The following is a 23,012-nucleotide window of genomic DNA, read 5'->3' on the forward strand; positions in this document are numbered from 1 at the left end:
CTTTCAGAAAGCAAAACTATTTTTCTTGTTTTACAATTTCTTCAATGAGAGGTTCAAACCATTGGGATAAAGATTTAAAATCATAGCCTGATGCCCTTGCTAATGAGACATCCTGATAGATCGACACAGGGAAATTCATCGGTGAACTTTCTTCCTTCGTTTTCGGTGGCTGAACTTTCGCCTTCTTTTCTGTTTTCTTTTCAATTAACTCTATTATCTCACGAAACGAGATTTGATCTGGTGATGATGTGTTCACAGGACCACTCAAATCTTGAAAGCCGACCCAAAATAAAAATTGTGCTAAATCCTCAGAATCCACAAAAGAAGTTACTGTATCTAAGTTATCGAACCCGATTACTTCTTCCACCAATACTTTTCGAACATGATAATGTAGACGTTCCGTGTAATCATCTATTCCATAAACAATAGGTGGTCTAGGTGCTACAACTGGAAATGGAGCTTTTTGAAAAAACACAGCTTCAGCTAACCGTTTCCCTTCCGCATAATCAAATTGTTCTTTTCTCCCGTATGTGATGTCATAGTTAAAAGGATTGAAATCCTTTTCTGCCTTTTTCGCATTTTCATCATAAGCGTAAACTGCAAGGGTAGACGTTAACACGTATTTTTTCACTTTATCACGAAAAACATCGCATGCATCTTGTGCATCATCTGGGGAGAAACAAATTTGATCATAGATCACATCCCATGAACCTTCCTCGAATGCGTTTTTCATAGATTCACGATCAAACCGATCTACCTTTATTCGATTTATTGCACTTCCAAAAGGGTCACCAGTTTCACCTCTTGTTGCTACTGTAACTTCATCCCCATTTTCGATTAGCTTTTGTACGAGGCGTTTACCAAAGAAACGAGTTCCACCTAACACTAACACTTTTCTCATTGTTTTTCCCTCTCTCCTATAAATTGTACAATTTTTACTATATATTTTCGTTGATATAGATCACATAAACTTTTAGTTTTTGGAAAACTTTAGTTTTATTATAAATTTCGGTTATGTCTACCCTGAAAATAAGCGAGTTAATGGTTTTAAACTTATCTAGTATTCCTAACGTTGTTGGTTTATATTCCATTCGCTCCAGTCCACTCCTTTCCTGTGGGGAGTTGCCGAGCCACCTTCACGACTACGTCGCTACGGTGTCTCGCCTCTACTCTATTCCCACTGGAGTTCGTGGAATTCCGCTCATTGCATATAAGGTTTGTAGTACTAAAAGTACTCACAGCGTATTTTCATCCCCCTGGTGCAAATTTTCACTTGCTGGGAAGTCTCCCCTGAAGGTACGTCAATTCTAGGTCTCCATCCTACTTTATCAACATTATAATTTATCAGATTCTTTTTACAAAACAAATTGTACTTACCATATTCGCCATTTTGATACAAATTTCCTTGACCGATCATAAAAAAAGAATATATACTCTAAATGTGTACTATATATTGTAATACACTTAATACATTATAACTTTTCAAATAGCAATTGGGTTTATATAACAAAGGTGGTGAAGCTATGTATTTTCATATTGATCCGAAGAAGAATACACCTTTATATGAGCAAGTCATTCAACAAGTAAAGGAAATGTGTGCAAAAGGGATTTTAAAACCTAATGAAAAACTCCCTTCCGTTAGGGAATTGTCATCTCAGATGGTAATTAATCCAAACACCGTTAGTAAAGCTTACCAAGAATTAGAGCGACAAGGTGTAATCATCACCATTCGAGGAAGAGGAACATTTATTTCAGAAGAATTAAGTCAATCAGTTGATCCTAGGCAGGTGGAAAAGGTGAAGCAATCGTTAAAACAGCTTATTATCGATAGTCATTATGCTGGAATTTCAAAAGAAGAGTTTTCTGAATGGATGGATGAAGTTTATGACGAAATAAGGGGGGATAAGAATGAAAATTAAGCACCTGTCCAAACGAATACATCAAAGTGAGATTTTATCTGACATAGATTTCGAGGTAAAAACAGGAAGTATCGTAGGTATCGTTGGGAGGAATGGAGCTGGGAAGACAACATTACTGCGGACAATGGTAGGTATCATTGACCCTACAAAAGGTGATGTTCTTATTGGCAACGATAGTATTTTTACCAATCCCAAGCTAAAACAGGAAATTATTTTCGTTCCTGATTCTTCTCAAGCATTAAAAGCTTATAGTACGAAAGAAATTCTTACGTTATATAAAAGTATTTATCCTCAGTTTGATGAAGCATACTTTCAAGACTTAATGGAACGTTTTTCTTTACCCTTTATTAAACGAATCGGTAATTACTCCAAAGGGATGAAAGCACTATTCTCATTAGTTGTTGCTTTTTCTACAAGAGCAAAATATATCTTACTTGATGAACCAACAGATGGTCTTGATGTTATTTTGAAAAAACGAGTATTGAAAATTTTAGTTGAAGAAGTTGCTGAAAATAATGTAGCTGTTATTATATCTTCCCATCGATTAGATGAATTAGAATTTATGGCAAACGAAATAGTCATGATTAAGGATGGAAGAGTAGATAGCCATTACGAGCTAGATACGATGAAATCACAATACAATAAAATACAACTTGTTTTTGAAGGTCATATTCCTGAAGAACTAGAAAACAAGGTTAAAGTTATTAATCAAACTGGCCGAGTATATACGGTTATTATCGGATGTGATAACAAGGAAACAGAAGCACTATTAAAAAAACATAAACCTATATTGTATGAGGAATTGCCAATTTCCCTAGAAGATCTTTTTGTTGCTAAATTAGGAGGTGACGACATTGTTTCATAAAGGACTTTGGTACCAAAATTACAAACAGACAAAAATGGTTGTTTGGATGTTGCTCGTACTTTTTATGATTCATTTACCCTTTCAAGCGATTATGACATTAGAGTCATGGCGAACAAGACAAACTCAGTTAAGACTTCAATTCCCTATCCAACCTTTTGAATTTTATATATATGAAATATACAATCTATTTTTTCAAGGAATGTTTGCTTTCATCGTTATGTTTGTCATCATATTTTTAGCCTGCTTACTTATAGGAGTGGAGCGTAATACACGAAGAATGGACTTCTCTTTTTCACTACCCTTTGCTCGAAAAGATATCTTTTTAGCGAAATGGTTGTATGGTGCTTGCATCATTACAGTGTTCCACAGTGTTAATTTTTTTGTGGCTTACTTCATTTTCATGCAATCGGAGTTTGGCAGTGAACTAGCTAATTTCACATTATTGGAGCTTTTCGTTGGACCTTTGTTAGGGTTCCTGTTCATCTTTTCTTTTGCTTTATTAATTGGAACGTTCACAGGGGAGATGATTTCTCAAATTGCATTAACATTTATATTTGGTATTTTCCCTCTAGGTCTTTACTTTTTGGTTGCTGCATTAATCGATGTGCATGGTGGCCACTATCCTAGCCAGCCTGACTGGGTGGAAAATATAACTATTTTTTATCATGTATTTTCTCATATTAATACATCGTTCGTCGATCTCCTATATCCAATAATTGGTATTATTCTGTTCGCAGGTATAGGCGTTGTACTTTATGAGTTAAATAAAGTCGAGCACAACGGAGAATTCTTAATCTTTAAAGGACTTCATCCTCTCTTCCTAGTGGGAATTACCCTTTGCTTTTCTTTATTAGGCGGTATTATCGTATCTTCCTTAGCACCATATGATGCAACAACGTTACGAATTATCACCTACTGGATTGGATTTGCAATCTTCTTATTCTTCTCTTACTTGATAACAAAACGATTATTGCAAATGAACCTGATGGTGAAAAATAAATAATTTGATAAGATATGTCACAAAATTGTCACGGGCCTGGTCCCTGAACAAAGGTTCAGGGACCAGGCCCGTGACGTTTATGTGAACATTGCTTATTTTCTTAATTTGATTAATGATACCGCAATCTGTGCACCTACTAATGCGTTATTCTCTACTAAGGCAATATTCGTTTCTAATGTTTTCCCTTCGCTCAATTCCTTTACTCTGTTCAGCAAGAAAGGAGTTGTTTCTTTACCTGAAATTCCTTGCACCTTCGCTTCTTCCAATGCACTTTCAATAATTTCTTTAATTCCCATTTCTTCCATATCAAATTCCTGTGGTACTGGATTTCCAATGACGGCTCCACCAGATAATCCTAACTCCCACTTTGTTTGTAGCATTTCTGCAATGGCTCCAGGAGTCTGACCATTCACATCTACCCCAAACCCACTTTTTCTCGTATAGAAAGCAGGAAATTCATCTGTATTGTACCCAATAACTGGTACACCATATGTTTCAAGGTACTCTAACGTTAAACCGATATCTAAAATAGATTTTGCCCCAGCACAAACAACCGCCACTTCCGTTTTTGCTAATTCCTGAAGATCCGCAGAAATATCCATCGTCAACTCTGCTCCACGATGTACGCCGCCAATTCCTCCAGTGACAAAAACATCAATTCCCGCTAACTTTGCACAAATCATCGTGGCTGCAACCGTTGTTGCCCCTGTTTGTTTTAACGAAAGTACAGAAGGAAAATCTCGTCGACTTACTTTTACTACATTCTGTTCCTTCGCTAAAAACTCCAATTCCTCATCATTTAAACCAACTTTTATTTTTCCATCCATTATAGCCATTGTTGCTGGCACTGCACCATTTTCGCGAATAATCGCTTCTACTCTTTTGGCTGTTTCCACATTTTGTGGATACGGCATACCATGAGAAATGATTGTAGATTCTAATGCTACAATTGGCTTTCCATCCTTTTGGGCTTGCTTTACTTCTTCAGAAAATTGTAAGTATTCGTTTGTCACCATGATGTTAATCCTCCATTTACTTTTTCGTAAGCTATATCTATTATTATTTAAAAGACTCAGCTACGATCTGAATTAAGGCTTCTTCTGTTAAGTCATTACTAACTGTTTTGGTAGAAGAGACAGTTAGTTTTGCTGCTGCTAGACCGAACATACACGCTTCTTTTATATCTTTCCCTTTTTGTAGTCCATAAATAATTCCCGCAGCAAGTGCATCCCCAGCTCCTGTTACATCTTTCACTTCAGATTTCACAATAGGTATACTATGAAAATCTCCACTTTGGGATAAAAAGGTCAAACCTTCATCTCCACATGTGACAACGATATTTTTTACACCTAGTTTTAAAATAGCATCCATCGCATCTATTTGCTGTGGACAGTTTAACTCATATTTATTAATTAAAACTTGAAGCTCTTCCTCATTACAAATTAAGAAATCTATTCCCGATAAATCATCTGGCATTCGATCCATCTTCATACTGGAAACAGGAACAAGAACAAGAATACCTTCTACTACTGCTCTTTCTTTAATGACAGTTGTTAAAACTTCTTTCGGGAAGTTGGTGTCTAAAACAACAATAGAAGCTGATTTTATATGACTCCACAATTCCTTTAAGTTGTCTGTCTGCACAGAATCATAAATATCCATATCTGCAAGAGCAACAACCATTTCCCCTTTTTCGTTTAAAATAGCCGTATATGTACCTGTCATATTATTACTTAACCGAACAGTCGGTGTCATATCAATTTGGGTTGCACTCGTTTCAACAATTAGTTTTTCCCCAATATTATCCATACCTACAGCGGTCAACAATGACGTGCTCACTTGTAATCTCGCTAAATTTTCAGCGATGTTTCTTGCTACTCCCCCTAGCGATTCCGTATAAGTAACTGGATTAGAATCTTTCCATTTAATTTCCGTCCTCACTTGAGCTTTTCGATCAAGATTAGCACCACCAATGCAAAGAACGTTTTCTTCCGTACTGATTACGTAAGCTCTACCAACGATCTTTCCTTTTTTTATCAAACTTGAAATGTAACCAGCTATACCTGATCGAGATAAAGATAATTCATTTGCTATATCTTGTTGTGTAATATATGGATTTTTTTTTATTAGCTCTAAAATGCGATGTTCTTTGTCATTTAACATGAGTATACCCCTTACCTCTAATGAGTTAACAAGTCCATTATAAACAGTTGTCCTTTTAATAGTCAAATGTTTATTTTTCATAACTATTTGCCAGACAAATCTGACTTTTTTATACTTAAATCCTTTAGGGAAGTTAAACACTATGGGAAAAAATGAAAAGTCAAAGCCTGATTTTTAAGCCATTTTACGAAATTTGTTTTGATAGAATTATCTTTCTCTTGTTATTTGAGGATTATGAATGGGAATAACCATAATAAAAAGGAGAGTAAACTTTTCGGTAACATAAAATTGATACAATGTCAGAATGAAATGAAACCATTCATACTACTTCCTCGTAAATGAGATTAGTTGGACCGCTGCTAACGTATAAGAACTTATCCAGAAAAAACAACAAGAGCTAGGAAGCTTACGTAATACTATAATTAAAGGAGGCTTTACCAATGAATGACTTGTTAAAAAAAGGTTTTTTGCTCGGTCTAGGAGCAGCAGTTGCAAGTAAAGAGAAAGTAGAAAAATACTTTCAAGATCTTGTTGAAAAAGGAAAGCTAACACCGAAAGAAGCAGAAGAATTATTTGATTCTCTCGTAAAAAAAGGTGAAGAAACAGGAGAGCGTTGGAATCGTCGCTCTAAAGAAAAGGTTCGCTCCATGATTAACGACTTAGAGCTTGAAGTTGTTTCGAAAGATGAATTCGACGAACTAAAACAGCGTGTGGTAGCTTTAGAAAAAAAAATAAATGTTGATTCTACAGTTACAGAAAAAATACAAGACGAGTTAGAATAGTTGTACTAGTAAGGAAGCGCTCCTTTTAAGGGCGCTTTTTCCTTTTTCCCATAAAATATCACGGGATTATTTAACAAGAGCATTATCGTATATTGTGTTTTTTCATAAGAAACATTAAGAAGGAACCAACACCAGTTTCACTAGTTGATACAGTCATGTAAACTGTTTAGGTCAAAATAAGAAGGAGGAACGATCATGGATATCACACATCTACAACCTGGAGACAGTGTTTACGTAATTTGTAGAAACCCCCATACTCAAACAGTGGCGGAGATTCAAGAAGCTGCTGTGGTGGATCATCCTGATCATCCTGGAAGAACTGTTTTGTTTTTATTTGAAGATTACATGCCATTAACGGATGACTATGCCATGTTTGAAACGTATCAAGAAGCAGAAGAAATGTATAATACGTACTTTCATGAACCAAATTTAGAGATGTAATCAATTAGTATAAAATAGAAGGTGAACTCATGGCAGTAAAAACAGTTAGATCAATAAAACCATTCACACCACAATTAGTATATATTGAGCCCAATGCACTTGAATATCCATTGGGGGTGGAGCTAAAGAAAAAATTCGAGAAGATGGGATTAGAAATTCGGAGCACCACTTCCCATAACCAAGTCAGGAACATCCCTGGTGACAATGATTTACAAAAGTATCGCAATGCAAAGTCAACTCTAGTAGTTGGTGTTCGTAAAACATTAAAATTTGATACATCAAAGCCATCAGCTGAGTACGCAATTCCACTCGCAACAGGCTGTATGGGGCATTGCCAATATTGCTATTTACAAACAACTATGGGAAGTAAACCATATATTAGAACATACGTAAATATAGACGAGATACTTGATACTGCCGATAAATATATGGCAGAACGTGAACCAGAAATTACCCGTTTTGAAGCAGCATGTACATCTGATATAGTTGGTATTGACCACCTAACTCATTCTTTAAAGAAGACCATCGAACATTTTGGAGAGAGGAAATATGGTAAGCTTCGATTCGTAACGAAGTATCATCACGTAGACCATTTATTGGATGCGAATCATCGTGGAAAAACAAGATTTCGTTTTAGCATAAATGCAGATTATGTAATTCGAAATTTTGAGCATGGAACTTCCCCATTAGTAGATAGGATTGGAGCTGCTGAAAAGGTAGCACGTGCAGGATATCCACTTGGATTTATCGTCGCTCCCATTTACCTTCATGAAAATTGGAAAGATGGATATAAGGAGATGTTCGAGATCTTAGACCGTAAGTTGGCGAAGGATGCTCGAGATGATATCACATTTGAATTTATTCAGCACCGATTTACGAAGCCAGCTAAAAAGGTAATTCAAAAAAATTACCCTATGACAAAGCTCGAACTCGATGAAGAAAAACGAAAATATAAATGGGGTAAATACGGTATAGGTAAATACGTATATCAAACAGACGAGCAAGAAGACATTAAGGACACGTTGTATGGATATATGGAAAAATACTTCCCTAACGCAAAAATAGAGTATTTCACATAAGGATGCAGGAAAAGACCTAATCGCCAGAAAAAAAGCGGACGGTAGGTCTTTTTTTCATGAAAGGAGGGAACAGAAGGGAAAGGAAATATTACCAAATACTAGATAGTTTGACGACATCTTAACACGCATATTATCAGCATAGACCTCGATGAAAGTAAAATTAGCAACCATGACGGATCAAAATACGTTATGAAGCATATTAGTGCTCTTCACTTTATATGGAATGAGCGCAGGTCCACGAACTCCAGTGGGAAGTAGAGTAGAGGCGAGACACCGTAGCGACGTAGTCGTGGAGGGGCTCGGCAACTCCTCACAGGAAAGGAGTGGACAGAAGCGAATGAAATACAGACCAACAAAGTCAGTGTTCAATTTTAGTCTGATACACGTATTTTCAGAATAGACCTCAGAATTTATTACACTTAACCCCTACCCCTCAACTGGCTTTCCATTAGGATAATTTTTATGATAATCAAAAAAGGCTTTATTTAATTCACCATCTGATAAGTCAAAATATTTTTTAAAGTTTGTCATCGTTCTTTCTGGTAATTCTATGGAATGAAACCATTCATAAAATACATCTTCCCCTACATAATCAATGAGGATTTGCTCGAAGGAAAATTCCGGATGATCAAATTGATGATAATCAAAATTCTCAGGGTCTATATCTTCTCCTTCATATTCTATGTCATATCCATAAAGATGGAGATATCCATCAAACATATAAAATAGTAATTCTGCAACTTTTGAATCCAGATCAAAATAAATATCCTCATCTTCTTCTCTAAATTTCCCAATAAATGTACTATCTTCCCAGGCTAACACTACTTCAATCAGAACTTCCCACGTCTCTTCCGTTCCATCACTAAAACCTATACTTACCATCCTCGGATTCCCCAGAAAGTTTCCATCCTCTGAACGTTCCACAGGTCTTGTAAAACCATGATAGATAGTATAAATCTCTTCATAGTACTCTGCCCCTTCATAAACTGTACTATTACGACTCGTGTTGCCTGTAATACTAACAGGATCCTTCTTAGATGTTATTGGCAATTCCCTAGTTTCTGTTTCATCACCATCAGAATACACTTGATAATGATATAATCTGCCATCTTCATCATTTAAGTATAATGCCCCAAATCGAGAAACAACATTGTCATCCCCCCATGTAATAAACACATACATATTTATTTCTCCACTTGTCATTGCGGTAGCATCTATGAAATCATCTGCCGATTCGTATGAATAACCATCTTTCGGTTCGATATCATATCTCCACATTCTTTCATCATCTTTTGCAGAAGCTATTTCTAGGTACGTACTGCCAAACAGGGCAACCACTTCGTCCTCCGTCATTCCAATTTGTAACTGCTCCTTCACAATGATTAGTGCTTCTTCCTTCGTAAGTGATTTTTCACTTGTTCCTATAAAAGAAACAAAGGATGGTTGCACTAATAAAACGAGTAACAAGATCGCAGCTCCCACAGCTAAATAATACTTATATGGAAATCCACCGTTCCTTTTTGATATGTTTTTCGTTGACTTTTGATCTATTCCGCTATTAATGTTAGAAAGGATTTCATTATGTTCTGATTTGGTTAAAACTATTTTCTCACTAAGCTCAGTGAAACCTTTATCCATATCTTCATTTTTCTTCATGAACATATCCCTCCTTTTCCAACTGTTCCTTCAATTCCTTTATCCCTCTAAATAACGTCGACTTAACCTTACTTTCCTTCCAACCCAGTATGTCTGCAGTTTCCTGTATAGAAAAACGCTTTATTTTTCTTAAAATAATAACATCACGAAACGAAGTCTTTATTTTTCCCAATGCAACGTATAGCTCTTCTGTCGTTTCATGTAAGGATACAATTTCTTCAGGTATGCCTTCTTTCCCCGATATGATTGGTGCCTTGTCAAAAAAATACGCTATCGGTTTATTTCTTCTTAGATAGTCAATGGTTATATTTCGTGCAATTCGAAACAACCAGCCTTTAGCATTCTCATCGTGGAATGTAGAAAATTTATCGAAAGCACGAATAAATGTATCCTGCATTAAATCCTTCGCTTGTTCGTGGTCACGAATCATTAAATAAATATATTGATATATATCATTGCTAAACTGGGTGTACCATTCGTTGATTTGATGTTTTATATAATCTTGATCCAAATTACTAACACTCCTTTCTCTTCAACTGTCTATAATAACAACGGATAAAAAAAAATAAAGTTGCATAGTTTTGAGAATTTTTCCATTATCGTTTATTTATTTAAGAGAAACTGAATATAGGGATTTTTTGTAGAAACTATTCATCAGGGGCAAAATCTAGATTATCATACTTGCTTTCGTATGAATACATAAATGGGGATGGACGAAAGGTGGGAGATTCATAGGTAGCCTACGGTATAAAAGACAACTATTTTCCCTTGTGAAAGGCACGTTCTCGCCGATCGTGCCCTTCACGAACATGTTCCCAATTCTTAATCAACGATCCTTCCAGCTTTCTTGCAATTCCTGCAATGTCTGCCACATCGTCCAGGCTTCTTGCAATCGTTGTAGTTGAAATGAATTTACTTTCTGCTTTCGAAAGAAAATGTCTACTAGATGCTTCTCAGATAAATGACTCCATTCCTTAATATCTGATAACGTTATTGTATTTTGTTCTAGTAATCCACTTAAATTCTTGATGCTACCATTTTGCTTATAATGCTCATCTTCTTTTTTCGGTAAATGGAACTCCTCTGGTTTCAACTCTTCCAGCGGTAATGTAAATAGTAAGTTCGTTAGATGCTTTAATTTATTTTTAGCTTGTAATTGTTCACTTTTTTTATAAGGAATATTTCTTCCCTTTAATTCTTTCTCCATACTAATTACCTGAGTTGGTAAAACAGAATAATTTTGAAACTTATTCCTATTCTCTTCCCAAACAGAAAATAAGTACCTATTCCAAACTATCCAAGGAACATTGCCTACCGAACCGTACCATTCATCAAATTTCACCATTACATCTGAATAAGTGGGCGCTAACCACCAATCTGAATAATTCGGATGACTTACTCTACTTTTTTTCCATTTTTGAAAAACTGGACGAATAAAAGAATGAAATGTTCCACCTTCCACAACGATACCATCCACAGATTGAAGTTGGCATGCAGCAATCTCTGTCATTTCTCGAAAATGCCCTTTTCCTTTATTACTACTCCAACTAATTTCAACCATAATGGCATTCATCTTCTTCTCAGCTCCTACGAATGAGTACTCTCACTTCATAGAACGAGAAAACATGGTATTTTGTTTCACTTATTCTAAAATGATTATTACTTTTGAAACAAAGGTTGAATTAAATAGCTAATACTTATGGTGAAGATTGGCCCATAGAGTAAGCCCCACCATGACAATAACAGGGCTCCTGCAACAAAGCCGATAAGAATCAAAAACGGAGCATTAATCCAGAATACACTTCTTGAAGTATAAATAATCGACATTTTTTCATTCCAATCAAATGTTTTTAAAAAGATGGAACGTTTCATTTCGGAGACATACGCACAGTTGATTTGAATAAAAATAATGATACCTAGACCCCAGATTATCCACTTTATTATCTCGGGTGCAATTATGATAGCGAATAATAACACAGAGGTTAGTTGAAAAAAAGAGCGGCGCCTTTCTTTACTTCGGATAATATATTTGATATGAAGTTCTATCATGGCATTTTGTACGGTTCGCTTCGAAAAGATTGTCTCTGAATTTCGAAATAACCAAGACCTTTTTTTCACTTTAGGAGGTTTCAACTTTTGAAATTTTTGTGCTCCCATGATGGTAGCGCCTTGTAAAGCCATAGAAGTAAAGCGATATTTCAGCATAATTTCCCGCGCAATATCTTCTTGGAACACACCATTTTTCCGCAAACGAAAAAATACCACTGTTATACATAACGAGATAACAAGGAAAAGAGAAAGAATAATTAGTATTGGATCATTAAAATGAAGCCAACTATATACTAACCCCATATAAACCCAGGCTTTAACTATGGAAAAGCAGCTAATTGCTATGTAATATTTCCATCCGTTCCAACGAAACTGCAGTAATTGTCTTGCTATAATCACTATTAACCTAGCAAACATAATGAAAAAGAAAAACGCTATCCATATATACCACGAGTATGCTAGCTGGACAATAAAGATTGGTGCTAGAACAAGGAATACGATACTTGTTAAAAGGAAATTGATAAAACTAGAATAATACATTCCTAATTTCATCAATTGGTCATATTTCCCCTCAAATTGCCGATAAAAAAGTTGATCTGCTCGTTCCATAAAAAAACGAACATTTCCTATTTGCAAAAATAAAAAAAGGATACCAAAAAGGATAATAGTTAAGACCTCTTCTGACATATCTAAATTCCATGGTACTTGCCACCAGCGAATATATTGATAAACGGAGATGATCATTGCTGGAATAATAAAATATAACCAGACTACCCAATCAACTGTCGATTTATATAACTTAAACAGTTGAAGATAATGTTCTTTTACTCTCTTAAGGAATATAAGCTTTATACTATTACTCATCATTTACCACTCCATTAACTCTTCAAAGCAATCCATTAAGGATCCCGAATCTAGTTTTGCAAGTCTCTGAATATCCGCCAATGTTCCATTTACTCTGATTACACCATCGGCAATAAGAAGAAGGCGATCACAATATTTCTCCGCAGTATCTAGTACATGAGTAGACATCAATATACCTGCTCCGCGTTCCTTTTCTTTTTCCAAATATCGTAAAAGCATCTTTGTAGATTTTGGATCCAAACCTATAAATGGTTCATCTACAATATAAACGTCCGGTTTAATCATAAAAGCGAGGATGATCATCAGTTTTTGTTGCATCCCTTTCGAAAAACTAGTGGGAAGGTGGTGAATAACATGATCCATTCGAAAATCTTGTAACAACGTATTCGCGTAATCCATCCACTCTTCCGGTAGCTCACATACTGTAGCTGCAAATTCCAAATGCTCCCACAGAGTTAATTCCTCATAAAAGGAAGGTTGTTCCGGAACGTAAGCATACCGTTTCCCTTTATCACTAGAAAATGTAACTTTTCCATCCATTTCAAGCATATTCAAAATGGCTTTTATTGTAGTACTTTTCCCAGACCCATTTGCACCGATAAGGCCTACTAATTCTCCTCTTTCAATATGAAATTGTATATTGGTTATGGTGTTTTTGCTATCTGAATAACCAGCACGTTCGATATGTACATCTAAAACATTTTCATTCATCAAATCTAGTCACCTCTTCTTCATCCGTATTCCATTCTTTCTATACGAATATTAATGGAAAAAGATTCATATAAAAAAAACGGTGAACTGACGCTAGCGGGTTTACTTCAGGGGTGCAAACAAGCCATCGTAAGTAAAATCACATGCGATTTTTTGTTGTTATATTAGTGTTTTATCGTTAAATAGATATGAAGTTCAATGCAATTCACACCCCTATTCACATAGGTGGAAATAAATATATCCTTCATCTGATTGTGATGTGACTTACCATGCGAATTCTAAGGTGAAAAGGAAAGACTTGGATATTTATATTAAAGTAAATGAAAGGATATATAGAATCTTTCAAGAAATGTAATTATAGAAACGAGGGGATATGCTCAATTGAATAAATAAACGGAGAATTTTCCCTTATTTAATAAATAGCACAGAAAATAGTCTGAATAAACGGAGAAATTCCGCTTATTGACACAAATCTATTTAAAAAGGAGGAATTTCCTTTGCATAGTCGGAAAAACTCCACTTATTTGCCAAGAAATTAGGTGAATTTTGATTTTAAACGGAAATTCTCCGCTTATTTTATTTCACTGGTAAGGATAGGAATACAAGGACTTGGCGATAAGCTAAGTTTATCTAATAAATTTCCAAGAAAACCTCATTTACTTCAACAAATGGTTAATGAAATAAGCAAATATTAAAACAATGGCACGAAGAACCTTCGTGCCACTGTAATATGGAATTATACTGCGGATCTAGTTACGAAAGATGTGTGTTTAGCGTGTGAATTCGTCTGTGATTTGACGTTTTGCACCTCACAAGTAAAACCGGTGACATGACGCCACAGTTTCTTAAATTACATAGATGCTACTCTTTCAAAACCGTGATACCTTGTTCCCTGGAATGTGACTCTTCCCACATCCCCTTCTGCAAGTAAACCATACTCTTTTCCAGATACTCTTAACTCCATTCTGTCTCCACTTTCTACTTCAAAGGTAACAAAATAGGTTGTGCTAGTACTATGGTGATGATGACCATTACCACTAGCATGAGAATGTCGACTTATTTTCGTTCGTTTAGAAACAATTTTTGCATTAACTGTTAAAACGGGTTGCTTATTATTATTAGACCATTCACCAATTCCCCTTATAACTTGAAAAAGTATAAGACCAATAACTAACATAAAAAACAGGGGAAAAATTGTACCTAAAAAATTCGGTTCCATAAACATGATCTCACTTCCTTCCTCTAACTATATATATTACGATATTAGCAACAAACGGTTTCATCTAACGAAAAAATCACAAATATTTTAGTTAGACAATAAATTGAGTAAACCAGGCTACATACTTTGCACCTGGAATGAAGAGAACTTGTGCTAACACTGTTCCTAACAGCCTAGAAGATACCATCATGATGGAAATTGCCTTCAAAGATAAGTAACTACCTTTTCTATTTACCACATTATCTGCTAACACCGAAACTTTAGGGTCAATAAATATGATAAGTAAGATGGTAGCAATACCATTAATCAATCCAGATGCCATTATTGCTGTTGAAGCTCTTTCTGGTGCTAATAGTGAAGCATATAATGCAGATAGAACTCCTATCGTATATATGGAGGTGATGACCATATTAATAATAAACAGTTTTATTGGGAAGTCTTTTATGCTTATGTCTTTTAGATAGTTCATTCTTGGCACGTGTATATGCTTTAAACTTCTTTTAATATATTCAACGGATAATCCTTTTCTTACCAGTAAAGGGATGGACCCATTTGTTTCAGAAAGATGAATAATGGCTCTTGAAAATAATGCAATAAAAGTAGGTAATAGTAATATTCCTATTATAGTACCAATGGTAGATGCACCAATAATAACTCGGTACTGATTTTCTACAAACTGTAGAGTATTTATAGTCGGTGCGGTATCTATTAAACTACCAGTGAAAGGCTGTTGCAACATATTCGCAAGTCTTGAAACCATTACCATTAAGTTAAATAAAGCTAACCCTGATGCAATTAAACGTACTCTTGCTCCAGAAATTCTAACAGAATATGCTAATGTTTCAATGCAATGGATAATGAGAATAAATAGTGCTATGAGTAAAACTTTATCTGTTATAAAATCCACTTAGATACCTTCTTTTAACTAAATTATTTGTTTAGATCCCTATTTTTAGATACCTTATTTTACCACTTTGTATATTTATTAGGAACCAGATATTACTATATATAAAGAAAAATGACCAATATATATTGATCATTTCCACTAATAATTGAACACAATATCAAAATTTATTTTAAAAGCACCTTTAACTGATCTGAAATTTTATTAATTTCATTTACTTGTTCCGACATAAGAGAAATTCTATCATTTTGCTCTTCCACACTTGCCAACACTTGTTGAACAGACGCACTCAATTGTTCTGTTACACTCGATACCAAACTGATTTCGTCCACAACATTCGACGAAGAGGTAGATAACAAACTAATTTTTGATCTCATTTCATCTGAGCTATTTTTTACTTCCCCTACATTACTATTAATTTCATTAAATATTGCATCAGTATCTTCTGTTAACAGTTTCCCCTGCTGGAATGTCTTTTCGCCTTCTAACACTCGTTCTGACGCAGTTTTTGCTTTCGTTTGAATTAGTTTAAGAATAGCCGATATTTCGCCTGCAGATCTTTGTGAATGTTCCGCTAATTTTCTCACTTCCTGTGCTACAACTGCAAAACCGCGTCCACTTTCACCAGCACGAGCAGCTTCAATAGCAGCATTTAATGCTAATAAATTTGTTTGATCTGCAATCTCGGATATTGTTTTAACAATCGTACCAACTTTTTCTGTCGCTGTATTTAACTCTATCATTTCATTTGAAGTATTCTTCATTATGTTCGTTATTTCTGACATTTGATCCTGTAAATCACTAACCTTTTGAACCCCTTCTTTAATAAAAATAACGGATTCCTCCGCCTTTTTATTCATCTCTTCGGAACTAGCAGATATATTTGTCACTTCGTCATTCATATTAATAACAGAATGGTTCATCTCAGATGCACTGTTAGCCTGACTTTCTACTCCACCAGCTATCTCTACAAATGTACTCGCCAACTCTTTAGAAAACACGTTGGTTCCTTCCGAATTCTCAACTAAGTGGAGATTAATTTCTTCTAATTTATTCACTGTTTCTTGTACTTTACTGATTACCTTTTCAATATTATCCTTCGAAGCTAATGCATCCGTTGCTAGTTGTTCTGTCTCTATCTGCATCCGTTTCCCTATTCTACTTTGGGCGATTAATACAATTGTAATGAGCAAAAACAACAGATTGAAGGATACTACTACAGATGTATCAAAAATAGGAATTTGCTGTTGTCCACTAGTAAATAAAAAGTAATTCGTAGCAATTAAGCCAATAACACCAGATAAAACAACATAAATATAGTTATGGTAGAGAGCCGCCAATACAAGACTATAATAAACAATTAAGTAGGACGCAATTGTGCCACTATAAGTAATTAATGCAAAAGTCATAAACCCTAGACCACCTAGAAGTAGGTAAGGAATAATGGTAATAACTTTTTTAAACTTATGCAGTAAAGTCGTAATAATAGTTACAGTTGTACCGACAATTGAAATGATAAGGATAGATTCTATTGCAGAACCTCCAACTGCAATAACACCGGCACTTAGAATGATGGAAAAGAAGAACAAAATGATAAGTAACTTATTTCTTGTATGCAACGATGATTTCCCTGAATCCATAAAACATCTTCCCCTCATAAATCGTTATTTTTACTATCATTTTACATAATCAGACAATGTTAAAGCTACTTCTATTTAATATAAAGGAAATAGTCCTATAAATTACTCCATTGACATAAACTGTAAGGCCGCTTTCACGTGCAACTCTGTTGTATCATATATTTCTATTTTAAAACTTTTTTGTTTCACAAGTAGGTTAAGTTCTGTACAACCGAGAATTACCCCTTCTCCCCCTCCACTTTCAAACTCTTTTATTATTTTTTCTAACATTTCTACGGACTGTTTTTTTATGTTACCTAGACAAAGCTCATTAAAGATAATTCGATTAATCTCTTGTCTTTGTTCTACTTTAGGAATAGATATGTTTAGTCCATATTTTTCTAACTCATTTTTTAAGAATTCTTGTTCCATTGTATAACTTGTTCCCAAGAGCAATAGATTGGTTTGACCTTGTTTCATAGCTTCTTTAGCAGTTACTTTTCCTATATGAATAAACGGTATAGAAATTGCAGGTTCAATACAATCAGCTACTTTGTGCATTGTGTTTGTACATAAGAAAATTGCTTCGGCTCCTGCTTTCTCTAGCTTTTGAGCAATGCTAGCTAATAATTTTCCAGCTTCATGCCAATTTCCTTCACGTTGCCACTTTTCTATTTGGTGAAAATCGACACTATAGATAATACATGGTGCTGAATGAAGACCACCCTTTTGTTCTCGTACCAATTCATTTAGTTTTCTGTAATATGTCTCTGTCGACTCCCAGCTCATTCCTCCAATTAATCCTATCGTTTTCATATTAACACCTCGTTTTTTAGTAAAATGATTCTATTCTTGTGTTTGCCTACCCTGAAAATACGTGTATCAGACTAATATGGAATACTCACATTGTAGGTTGGTATTCCATTCGCTTCTGTCCACTCCTTGCCTGTGGGGAGGTGCCGAGCCCCCTACACGACTACGTCGCTACGGGGTCTCGCCTCTTCTCTACTTCCCACTGGAGTTCGTGGACTTACGCTCATTCCATATAAAGTTAATGTTACTTAATCATCTAATAATGCATTTTCATCCACCATGGTGAAAATGTTCACTTTCATGGAAGTCTACCCTCTGAAAATACGCGTATGTTACTTTGAAAGATGAAAACCACCTCCCTTTACTGAGAAGTGGTTTTGACTGTGTTATTCTTTATTGTATATAAATCGATATTCTACAGAGTCTGCTACTTGCTCGTAGCCTATTTTCATATAAATGCTGTTTGATGTTGGATTGTCTAGATCGGTATACAAACTACAGAATTGAAAGCCTTCTTTTAATAGCCACTCGCTTAATGCAGCAACACATGTTGTGGCATAACCTTGTCGTTTATATTCGTCCGGTGTATAAACTAAGCTAACAACCACTCCGTTCTCCGACTCTCTTGCACGTTTTGCCATAGATACAGGGATACATTCTTCATTTCGCCAAAGGAATATTGCGTTTCTATTTATCTCGCTCTTCACGAAATTCTCTGCAGTTACTCTATCAATAGGTTCTAATGATTCCTCATAAAAAAGCTGTGTCCAATGAGTCACGATCGCTAAATCATCTTCCGTTGCATAACAAAGCCTACCCTTTTTCTTTGGCACTTCCTTTAAATCCTCTAATCGATAGATTCGCTGACGCATAAAGGTTTTCAATTTACAATCTGTTCTCTTTTGCCAAGCATTAGCAAATGCATCCACTGTAGGTTTGCAGCCCACTACTCCTGGAAAACTCATATCCCTGTCTAAGAGCCAGTTTACTACATGTTCAGAATACTGTTCCTCCCCACAAATAACAAGATTAAATGGGGGAGTTTGGATTGCCATGAAACCTGGTTCACCATCATCTTTCATCACTAATAAGAGATGTGGCTTTTCTTGTCTCATATGAAGTATGTTTTTTTCCTCTTCAACCTTTAGTCGACGCAGTAAACCCAGTGGTAAATTATTTTCAGCTTCTTTTTCCATAAGACATTTTTCTACTTTATTCAACACATCTGTTGGTGAAGTGTATAACTGAATGTCCATAATCCCCTCTCCTCCACTAGAAATTTGCAATCAACCTCTCTTGACCGTTATAAGACAACTAGTAATGTTCATACCAAACGGAAACGACTCCTTCGATTGCTTATTAACCCATGAAGCACGTTGAAATTGGTGTAACTGAAATAAATCCTTACCAGCTGCCACACCAACTTTATACTTATTATCATTTGAAAGGAGAGGGAGAATTTCATTTACTCCCTGTCCTTCCATATATTCAATTTCCATAAAACAATATCCTTCTTCCAAACAATGAAATTAAAAGGCTTTTAGAGTTATAATCGGAAGAGCTTCAAGTTGCTTTATTAACTAAACTCCTCTTTTTGATATTATTGAGAATACTTTTTATCGTGAGAAAACCTTTTTGTATAGCTTCGACACTGATATAACCCCATTCTCTACTAATTCCTTCTCCACGACAGTCAACTCAGGATCTATTCTATTTGATTCTCCTCATTCATTTTAGGTATGGATATTTGCCCTCTTTTTTCTTGGTTTCGTAACCTCTCCTTAATCACATCAGATAAGCGATCAAGTGGATATGGTTTTGTAAAATAATCTTTAATACCATACTTCTCCGACTTTTCAGTTACCTCATCCAATGCAGATGATATAAAAACTGGGATATATTTTAATTTTTCATCTTCCTTTAAATCCTTCAAGAATCCCCAACCATCAACACTCCCCTCAAACATTAAATCAAGGACGATTGCATCTGCAGAGTTCTTTTTTAACTCTTTCATTGCTTCACAAGGCTCAAAGAAGTGAATTACTTTGAATTGATTATTATTTAGTTCTTCTGTTAACAACATTGCCAAACTACTGTCATCTTCCACCACAATTACCTTATCCACATGCATTTCAGAATTTTTAATGGGTACTACTGTGCCTTTTTCCACAAATGAAGGAAGATGTATCACAAATGTAGTACCTTTTCCGAGTTCAGAATATACCTCGATCTTTCCATCATGTGCTCCCACAATTTCTCGACAAATCGCAAGACCTAAACCTGTACCTCCAATTAGTCTCATAGAACTATTATCTACCCGGTAAAACTTATGAAAGAGTTTCGGAACTTCTCTTTCAGGAATCCCAATTCCTTCATCTTTAATTTCTAAAATTACATTGGAGTTCTGTTCCTGTATAGAAAGTTCTACTGTTCCACCATTTGGTGAGAATTTAATAGCATTACTAATAAAATTCATTAGCATTTGGGACATCTTATCTCGGTCTGCATAAATTTCAACAGCATCCTCAGCAACAACTTGAAGCTGATGATTGGGATTACTTACTCGGTAAACATCCATAACTTCTTCTGCTATCTCTGTTATATTTACTCGCTCTTTATGATACGTTTGTTTCCCGCTTTCCATCTTCTGAAGATCTAGAAAATCATTTATTAGATTCGTAAGACGGTTCGCTTCTTTAAAAATAGTTTCTGCGTATTTCTTTCTTCGTTCTTCCTTTAGTTCTTTTGTCATTAACAATTCTGCATATCCTAATACACTAGAGAGAGGTGTTCGAAGCTCATGACTAACCGTACTAACTAAATTCGACTTCATTTGATCCACTTCATTTTGTTTTGTAATATCTCTGTGAACAAAAATAGAACCAATTCTTTCTTTTGCTCGAAAAACAGGCGATGCGTATACATCGATTACCTTATCATCCTTTGTTTTATATCGAATTTGCTGTATTCCATGGTGATTGTTATTAATAGCTTTATGGAAAAAAGCAGATATACTTTCGGAATTACTATAGTCGGAATCTAAAATAGCATAATTATTAACCGCTTTTATCCAAGAAGTGAAGGGTGAATGAGCATATAAATACTGTTCATTGCATTTTATATAGTCACAGAACACTTCATTGTATTGTAGTAGGACACCATCTTTATCAACAAATTGGATCCCTTCGTTAACATGATCGATAATATCTTGATTTAACTGCCTTTCCGATTCTGTCTTTTCATAAAGTACAATTCTCTCTAATGCAAAAGAAGCATTTTTCATCACTGCAAATATCTCATCTATTTCTTCCTGATGATAGGAACGATTCACGCGGTTAGCAATGAGAACTGCTATGAGCTTTTTCTCCGAAGAGAAAACAGGAACATAAAGATCATAACTTTTTCCCCCATCTTCAAGTAATCCCGCTTCCTCAGGACGTACTTCTCGTTCGATAATATAGGGCTTTTGTTTTTCAACTAATAATGGAAAAGCCTTTATCTTATCTAGTTCCATCCATCGTTTAATAACTGCATCCGTTACACCAATCGAGGAATATATTGGTTCATCTACAAACAATAAAATAGATTTGTCTAATTGATATATTCTATTAAGTTCTTGGTTAATATTGTCTAATAAATCAATTTTTGTTGTTGTGAATGTAAGGGAATTATTTATTTCATTCAAATGCTCTAGTTTTTCTTGATGTTTCCGTAATTCCTTTTGATTTTTTAATAACTCTTTATTTTGAGTTTGCATTTGATTCTCTTTATCTTGTATTGATTTTGCCATGTTAAAGAATGAAGTTGATAAAATCCCAATTTCATCCTTACGACCAACACTTTCTAAATGAATCTCCTCTCCATCAGCTAAGGCTTCGGAAGCTTCTGTTAATTTTTCTATTGGTACACTAATGTACCGAATCATTGTCCAAACAGTAAGAACAAAGACAAGAAGGACAAATCCTGTAAAGAAAAGTAATACCCAGACTTGTCTTTCTGCTGTTTCTAATAATTTCTTATGAAGTGCTTCACGCGTTTCTTGTGCATCATATAAGTATTGACCCATAAATGACAGAAAATGATTCACATCACTAGAAGCACCTGAAATAGAATATTGATGTAGCCCTTCATAATCACCACGTTCTACAAAATCTAAAGATTCAGGTAAGATCACATTTTTATATCGGTCAAAAAATTGAATAAACTCTTCTCTAAATTCAGCTGACTCATTATGTAAAGGAAGCTGTTGTAAATGCTCAAGACTTCTTTCTAATTCAATCATTTCATGTTGTAATTTTGCAAGTTCATTCTCGTTTTTAAAAGCATAGTAACCCCGCGCTCGAAAAAAAACAGCCTGTAGATGGTTTTCTATATTTTGAAATACCATTTCCTTTTCTTCAGATGCTTCTGTTTGTTCCAATAAATCGTCATATACACTTGAGTATTGATATGATAATAACAATCCTATACATAGTAAAAGGATCGATACAATAATTATAGGAAGCAAAAACCTTTTTCGTAATCCGAAAAAAGGTTTTTTTAGTGAATTAATCATGAAGTAACTCCTCTACAAATGACATTAACTGTGTCGGTCGAAATGGTTTTTCCATAAAATAATCAGCACCAGCCTCTAGTAATTGTTGGCGGTCTTTTTGTTGACTTTTTGCAGTTAGCATTAACACAGGAACCTGCTTCAATTTCTCATGAGATTTTACTTTTAGTAAAACCTCATACCCAGTTAATCGCGGCATCATATAATCTAGGATGATTAGATCAAAAGTATTTTCATTTACCTTTTCCCAAGCTTCTTGTCCATCTTCTGCTTCTATAATATCAACATCTAAATCTTCTAGCGTATCTACTATTAACATACGTAATACTTCTTCGTCATCTGCTATTAAAATCTTTTTCAAGAAATAGTCTCTCCT

22 protein-coding genes are annotated in these 23,012 nt (G+C 35.1%); 6 read left to right on the forward strand and 16 right to left on the reverse strand.

Features of this window, described 5'->3' with window-relative positions; translation table 11 throughout:
• Nucleotides 1-16: 16 nt before the first annotated feature.
• Complete coding sequence (locus tag ACERII_RS09250; protein ID WP_373641783.1) at nucleotides 17-901, reverse strand: NAD-dependent epimerase/dehydratase family protein; 885 nt, start codon at nucleotides 899-901, stop codon at nucleotides 17-19.
• A 622-nt stretch (nucleotides 902-1,523) separates the two neighbouring features.
• Between ACERII_RS09250 and ACERII_RS09255 the strand changes: the two genes are divergently transcribed.
• The 3 genes from ACERII_RS09255 to ACERII_RS09265 are packed head-to-tail and all read left to right on the forward strand — an operon-like array spanning nucleotide 1,524 to nucleotide 3,787.
• Nucleotides 1,524-1,919: a GntR family transcriptional regulator gene (locus tag ACERII_RS09255; protein ID WP_373641785.1), complete on the forward strand. Its 396-nt coding sequence runs from the start codon at nucleotides 1,524-1,526 to the stop codon at nucleotides 1,917-1,919.
• Nucleotides 1,909-2,784, forward strand: a complete 876-nt coding sequence (locus tag ACERII_RS09260; protein ID WP_373641786.1) for an ABC transporter ATP-binding protein — start codon at nucleotides 1,909-1,911, stop codon at nucleotides 2,782-2,784. Before ACERII_RS09255 ends, ACERII_RS09260 begins: the two co-directional genes overlap by 11 nt.
• Nucleotides 2,774-3,787, forward strand: coding sequence for an ABC transporter permease subunit (locus ACERII_RS09265; protein ID WP_373641788.1), 1,014 nt, complete (start codon nucleotides 2,774-2,776; stop codon nucleotides 3,785-3,787). Before ACERII_RS09260 ends, ACERII_RS09265 begins: the two co-directional genes overlap by 11 nt.
• 89 nt (nucleotides 3,788-3,876) lie before the next feature.
• Here the strand turns inward: ACERII_RS09265 and ACERII_RS09270 are convergent, their stop codons facing one another.
• Both ACERII_RS09270 and ACERII_RS09275 read right to left on the reverse strand, forming a co-directional pair.
• Complete coding sequence (locus ACERII_RS09270) at nucleotides 3,877-4,800, reverse strand: pseudouridine-5'-phosphate glycosidase (RefSeq protein WP_373641790.1); 924 nt, start codon at nucleotides 4,798-4,800, stop codon at nucleotides 3,877-3,879.
• Between the two features lie 43 nt (nucleotides 4,801-4,843).
• Nucleotides 4,844-5,947, reverse strand: coding sequence for a carbohydrate kinase (locus ACERII_RS09275; protein WP_373641791.1), 1,104 nt, complete (start codon nucleotides 5,945-5,947; stop codon nucleotides 4,844-4,846).
• 440 nt (nucleotides 5,948-6,387) lie between these two features.
• On the opposite strand from ACERII_RS09275, the gene ACERII_RS09280 reads away from it, so the two are divergent.
• The 3 genes from ACERII_RS09280 (at nucleotide 6,388) to splB (ending at nucleotide 8,249) form a co-directional block, all read left to right on the forward strand.
• Entirely contained in the window at nucleotides 6,388-6,729 is a 342-nt protein-coding gene (locus tag ACERII_RS09280) for a phasin family protein (protein ID WP_373641792.1), read from the forward strand.
• A gap of 195 nt (nucleotides 6,730-6,924) precedes the next feature.
• On the forward strand, nucleotides 6,925-7,170 hold the full coding sequence (locus tag ACERII_RS09285) for a transcriptional regulator SplA domain-containing protein (protein ID WP_373641793.1): 246 nt from the start codon (nucleotides 6,925-6,927) through the stop codon (nucleotides 7,168-7,170).
• A gap of 29 nt (nucleotides 7,171-7,199) precedes the next feature.
• Nucleotides 7,200-8,249, forward strand: a complete 1,050-nt coding sequence (gene splB / locus ACERII_RS09290; protein WP_373641794.1) for a spore photoproduct lyase — start codon at nucleotides 7,200-7,202, stop codon at nucleotides 8,247-8,249.
• A gap of 426 nt (nucleotides 8,250-8,675) precedes the next feature.
• On the opposite strand, the gene ACERII_RS09295 is transcribed toward splB, so the two are convergent.
• From ACERII_RS09295 to ACERII_RS09355, 13 genes are all read right to left on the reverse strand, one after another.
• Nucleotides 8,676-9,905 (reverse strand): hypothetical protein, encoded by a 1,230-nt coding sequence (locus ACERII_RS09295; protein WP_373641795.1) that lies wholly within the window; start codon nucleotides 9,903-9,905, stop codon nucleotides 8,676-8,678.
• Nucleotides 9,892-10,416 (reverse strand): RNA polymerase sigma factor, encoded by a 525-nt coding sequence (locus tag ACERII_RS09300; protein WP_373641796.1) that lies wholly within the window; start codon nucleotides 10,414-10,416, stop codon nucleotides 9,892-9,894. The genes ACERII_RS09295 and ACERII_RS09300 overlap by 14 nt, the downstream gene beginning before the upstream one ends.
• 315 nt (nucleotides 10,417-10,731) lie before the next feature.
• Nucleotides 10,732-11,478 carry a 3'-5' exonuclease family protein gene (locus ACERII_RS09305; RefSeq protein WP_373641798.1) on the reverse strand — a complete coding sequence of 249 codons (747 nt, stop codon included), beginning with the start codon at nucleotides 11,476-11,478 and terminating at the stop codon, nucleotides 10,732-10,734.
• Nucleotides 11,479-11,564: 86 nt separating this feature from the next.
• Nucleotides 11,565-12,818, reverse strand: coding sequence for an ABC transporter permease (locus ACERII_RS09310; protein ID WP_373641800.1), 1,254 nt, complete (start codon nucleotides 12,816-12,818; stop codon nucleotides 11,565-11,567).
• Between the two features lie 3 nt (nucleotides 12,819-12,821).
• A complete protein-coding gene (locus ACERII_RS09315) occupies nucleotides 12,822-13,529 on the reverse strand; it encodes an ABC transporter ATP-binding protein (protein ID WP_373641801.1) in 708 nt (235 codons plus the stop codon).
• An 850-nt stretch (nucleotides 13,530-14,379) separates the two neighbouring features.
• Complete coding sequence (locus tag ACERII_RS09320) at nucleotides 14,380-14,754, reverse strand: DUF2500 domain-containing protein (RefSeq protein WP_373641803.1); 375 nt, start codon at nucleotides 14,752-14,754, stop codon at nucleotides 14,380-14,382.
• An 85-nt stretch (nucleotides 14,755-14,839) separates the two neighbouring features.
• The gene (locus ACERII_RS09325) at nucleotides 14,840-15,655 is read right to left on the reverse strand and encodes a lipid II flippase Amj family protein (protein ID WP_373641804.1); all 816 of its coding nucleotides are present in this window, start codon (nucleotides 15,653-15,655) and stop codon (nucleotides 14,840-14,842) included.
• A gap of 164 nt (nucleotides 15,656-15,819) precedes the next feature.
• Nucleotides 15,820-17,292, reverse strand: coding sequence for a methyl-accepting chemotaxis protein (locus ACERII_RS09330; RefSeq protein WP_373641806.1), 1,473 nt, complete (start codon nucleotides 17,290-17,292; stop codon nucleotides 15,820-15,822).
• Between the two features lie 102 nt (nucleotides 17,293-17,394).
• Nucleotides 17,395-18,087: an aspartate/glutamate racemase family protein gene (locus tag ACERII_RS09335; protein ID WP_373641807.1), complete on the reverse strand. Its 693-nt coding sequence runs from the start codon at nucleotides 18,085-18,087 to the stop codon at nucleotides 17,395-17,397.
• A 383-nt stretch (nucleotides 18,088-18,470) separates the two neighbouring features.
• Nucleotides 18,471-19,340 carry a GNAT family N-acetyltransferase gene (locus ACERII_RS09340; protein ID WP_373641808.1) on the reverse strand — a complete coding sequence of 290 codons (870 nt, stop codon included), beginning with the start codon at nucleotides 19,338-19,340 and terminating at the stop codon, nucleotides 18,471-18,473.
• Nucleotides 19,341-19,370: 30 nt separating this feature from the next.
• Nucleotides 19,371-19,583 (reverse strand): hypothetical protein, encoded by a 213-nt coding sequence (locus ACERII_RS09345; protein ID WP_373641809.1) that lies wholly within the window; start codon nucleotides 19,581-19,583, stop codon nucleotides 19,371-19,373.
• A 206-nt stretch (nucleotides 19,584-19,789) separates the two neighbouring features.
• Complete coding sequence (locus tag ACERII_RS09350) at nucleotides 19,790-22,639, reverse strand: ATP-binding protein (protein WP_373641811.1); 2,850 nt, start codon at nucleotides 22,637-22,639, stop codon at nucleotides 19,790-19,792.
• Complete coding sequence (locus ACERII_RS09355) at nucleotides 22,632-22,997, reverse strand: response regulator (protein ID WP_373641812.1); 366 nt, start codon at nucleotides 22,995-22,997, stop codon at nucleotides 22,632-22,634. The genes ACERII_RS09350 and ACERII_RS09355 overlap by 8 nt, the downstream gene beginning before the upstream one ends.
• Between the last annotated feature and the right edge of the window lie 15 nt (nucleotides 22,998-23,012).

It is taken from the genome of Evansella sp. AB-rgal1, assembly GCF_041820985.1.
Lineage (GTDB): Bacteria > Bacillota > Bacilli > Bacillales > Salisediminibacteriaceae > Evansella.

Coding starts and splice junctions, on each gene's coding strand:
- ACERII_RS09345 (WP_373641809.1), bottom strand. CDS start 19,583: ATGGAAATTGAATATATGGAAGGACAGGGAGTAAATGAAATTCTCCCT.
- ACERII_RS09280 (WP_373641792.1), top strand. CDS start 6,388: ATGAATGACTTGTTAAAAAAAGGTTTTTTGCTCGGTCTAGGAGCAGCA.
- ACERII_RS09320 (WP_373641803.1), bottom strand. CDS start 14,754: ATGTTTATGGAACCGAATTTTTTAGGTACAATTTTTCCCCTGTTTTTT.
- ACERII_RS09255 (WP_373641785.1), top strand. CDS start 1,524: ATGTATTTTCATATTGATCCGAAGAAGAATACACCTTTATATGAGCAA.
- ACERII_RS09340 (WP_373641808.1), bottom strand. CDS start 19,340: ATGGACATTCAGTTATACACTTCACCAACAGATGTGTTGAATAAAGTA.
- splB (WP_373641794.1), top strand. CDS start 7,200: ATGGCAGTAAAAACAGTTAGATCAATAAAACCATTCACACCACAATTA.
- ACERII_RS09350 (WP_373641811.1), bottom strand. CDS start 22,639: ATGATTAATTCACTAAAAAAACCTTTTTTCGGATTACGAAAAAGGTTT.
- ACERII_RS09260 (WP_373641786.1), top strand. CDS start 1,909: ATGAAAATTAAGCACCTGTCCAAACGAATACATCAAAGTGAGATTTTA.
- ACERII_RS09295 (WP_373641795.1), bottom strand. CDS start 9,905: ATGAAGAAAAATGAAGATATGGATAAAGGTTTCACTGAGCTTAGTGAG.
- ACERII_RS09330 (WP_373641806.1), bottom strand. CDS start 17,292: ATGGATTCAGGGAAATCATCGTTGCATACAAGAAATAAGTTACTTATC.
- ACERII_RS09270 (WP_373641790.1), bottom strand. CDS start 4,800: ATGGTGACAAACGAATACTTACAATTTTCTGAAGAAGTAAAGCAAGCC.
- ACERII_RS09335 (WP_373641807.1), bottom strand. CDS start 18,087: ATGAAAACGATAGGATTAATTGGAGGAATGAGCTGGGAGTCGACAGAG.
- ACERII_RS09310 (WP_373641800.1), bottom strand. CDS start 12,818: ATGAGTAATAGTATAAAGCTTATATTCCTTAAGAGAGTAAAAGAACAT.
- ACERII_RS09285 (WP_373641793.1), top strand. CDS start 6,925: ATGGATATCACACATCTACAACCTGGAGACAGTGTTTACGTAATTTGT.
- ACERII_RS09315 (WP_373641801.1), bottom strand. CDS start 13,529: ATGAATGAAAATGTTTTAGATGTACATATCGAACGTGCTGGTTATTCA.
- ACERII_RS09305 (WP_373641798.1), bottom strand. CDS start 11,478: ATGAATGCCATTATGGTTGAAATTAGTTGGAGTAGTAATAAAGGAAAA.
- ACERII_RS09250 (WP_373641783.1), bottom strand. CDS start 901: ATGAGAAAAGTGTTAGTGTTAGGTGGAACTCGTTTCTTTGGTAAACGC.
- ACERII_RS09275 (WP_373641791.1), bottom strand. CDS start 5,947: ATGTTAAATGACAAAGAACATCGCATTTTAGAGCTAATAAAAAAAAAT.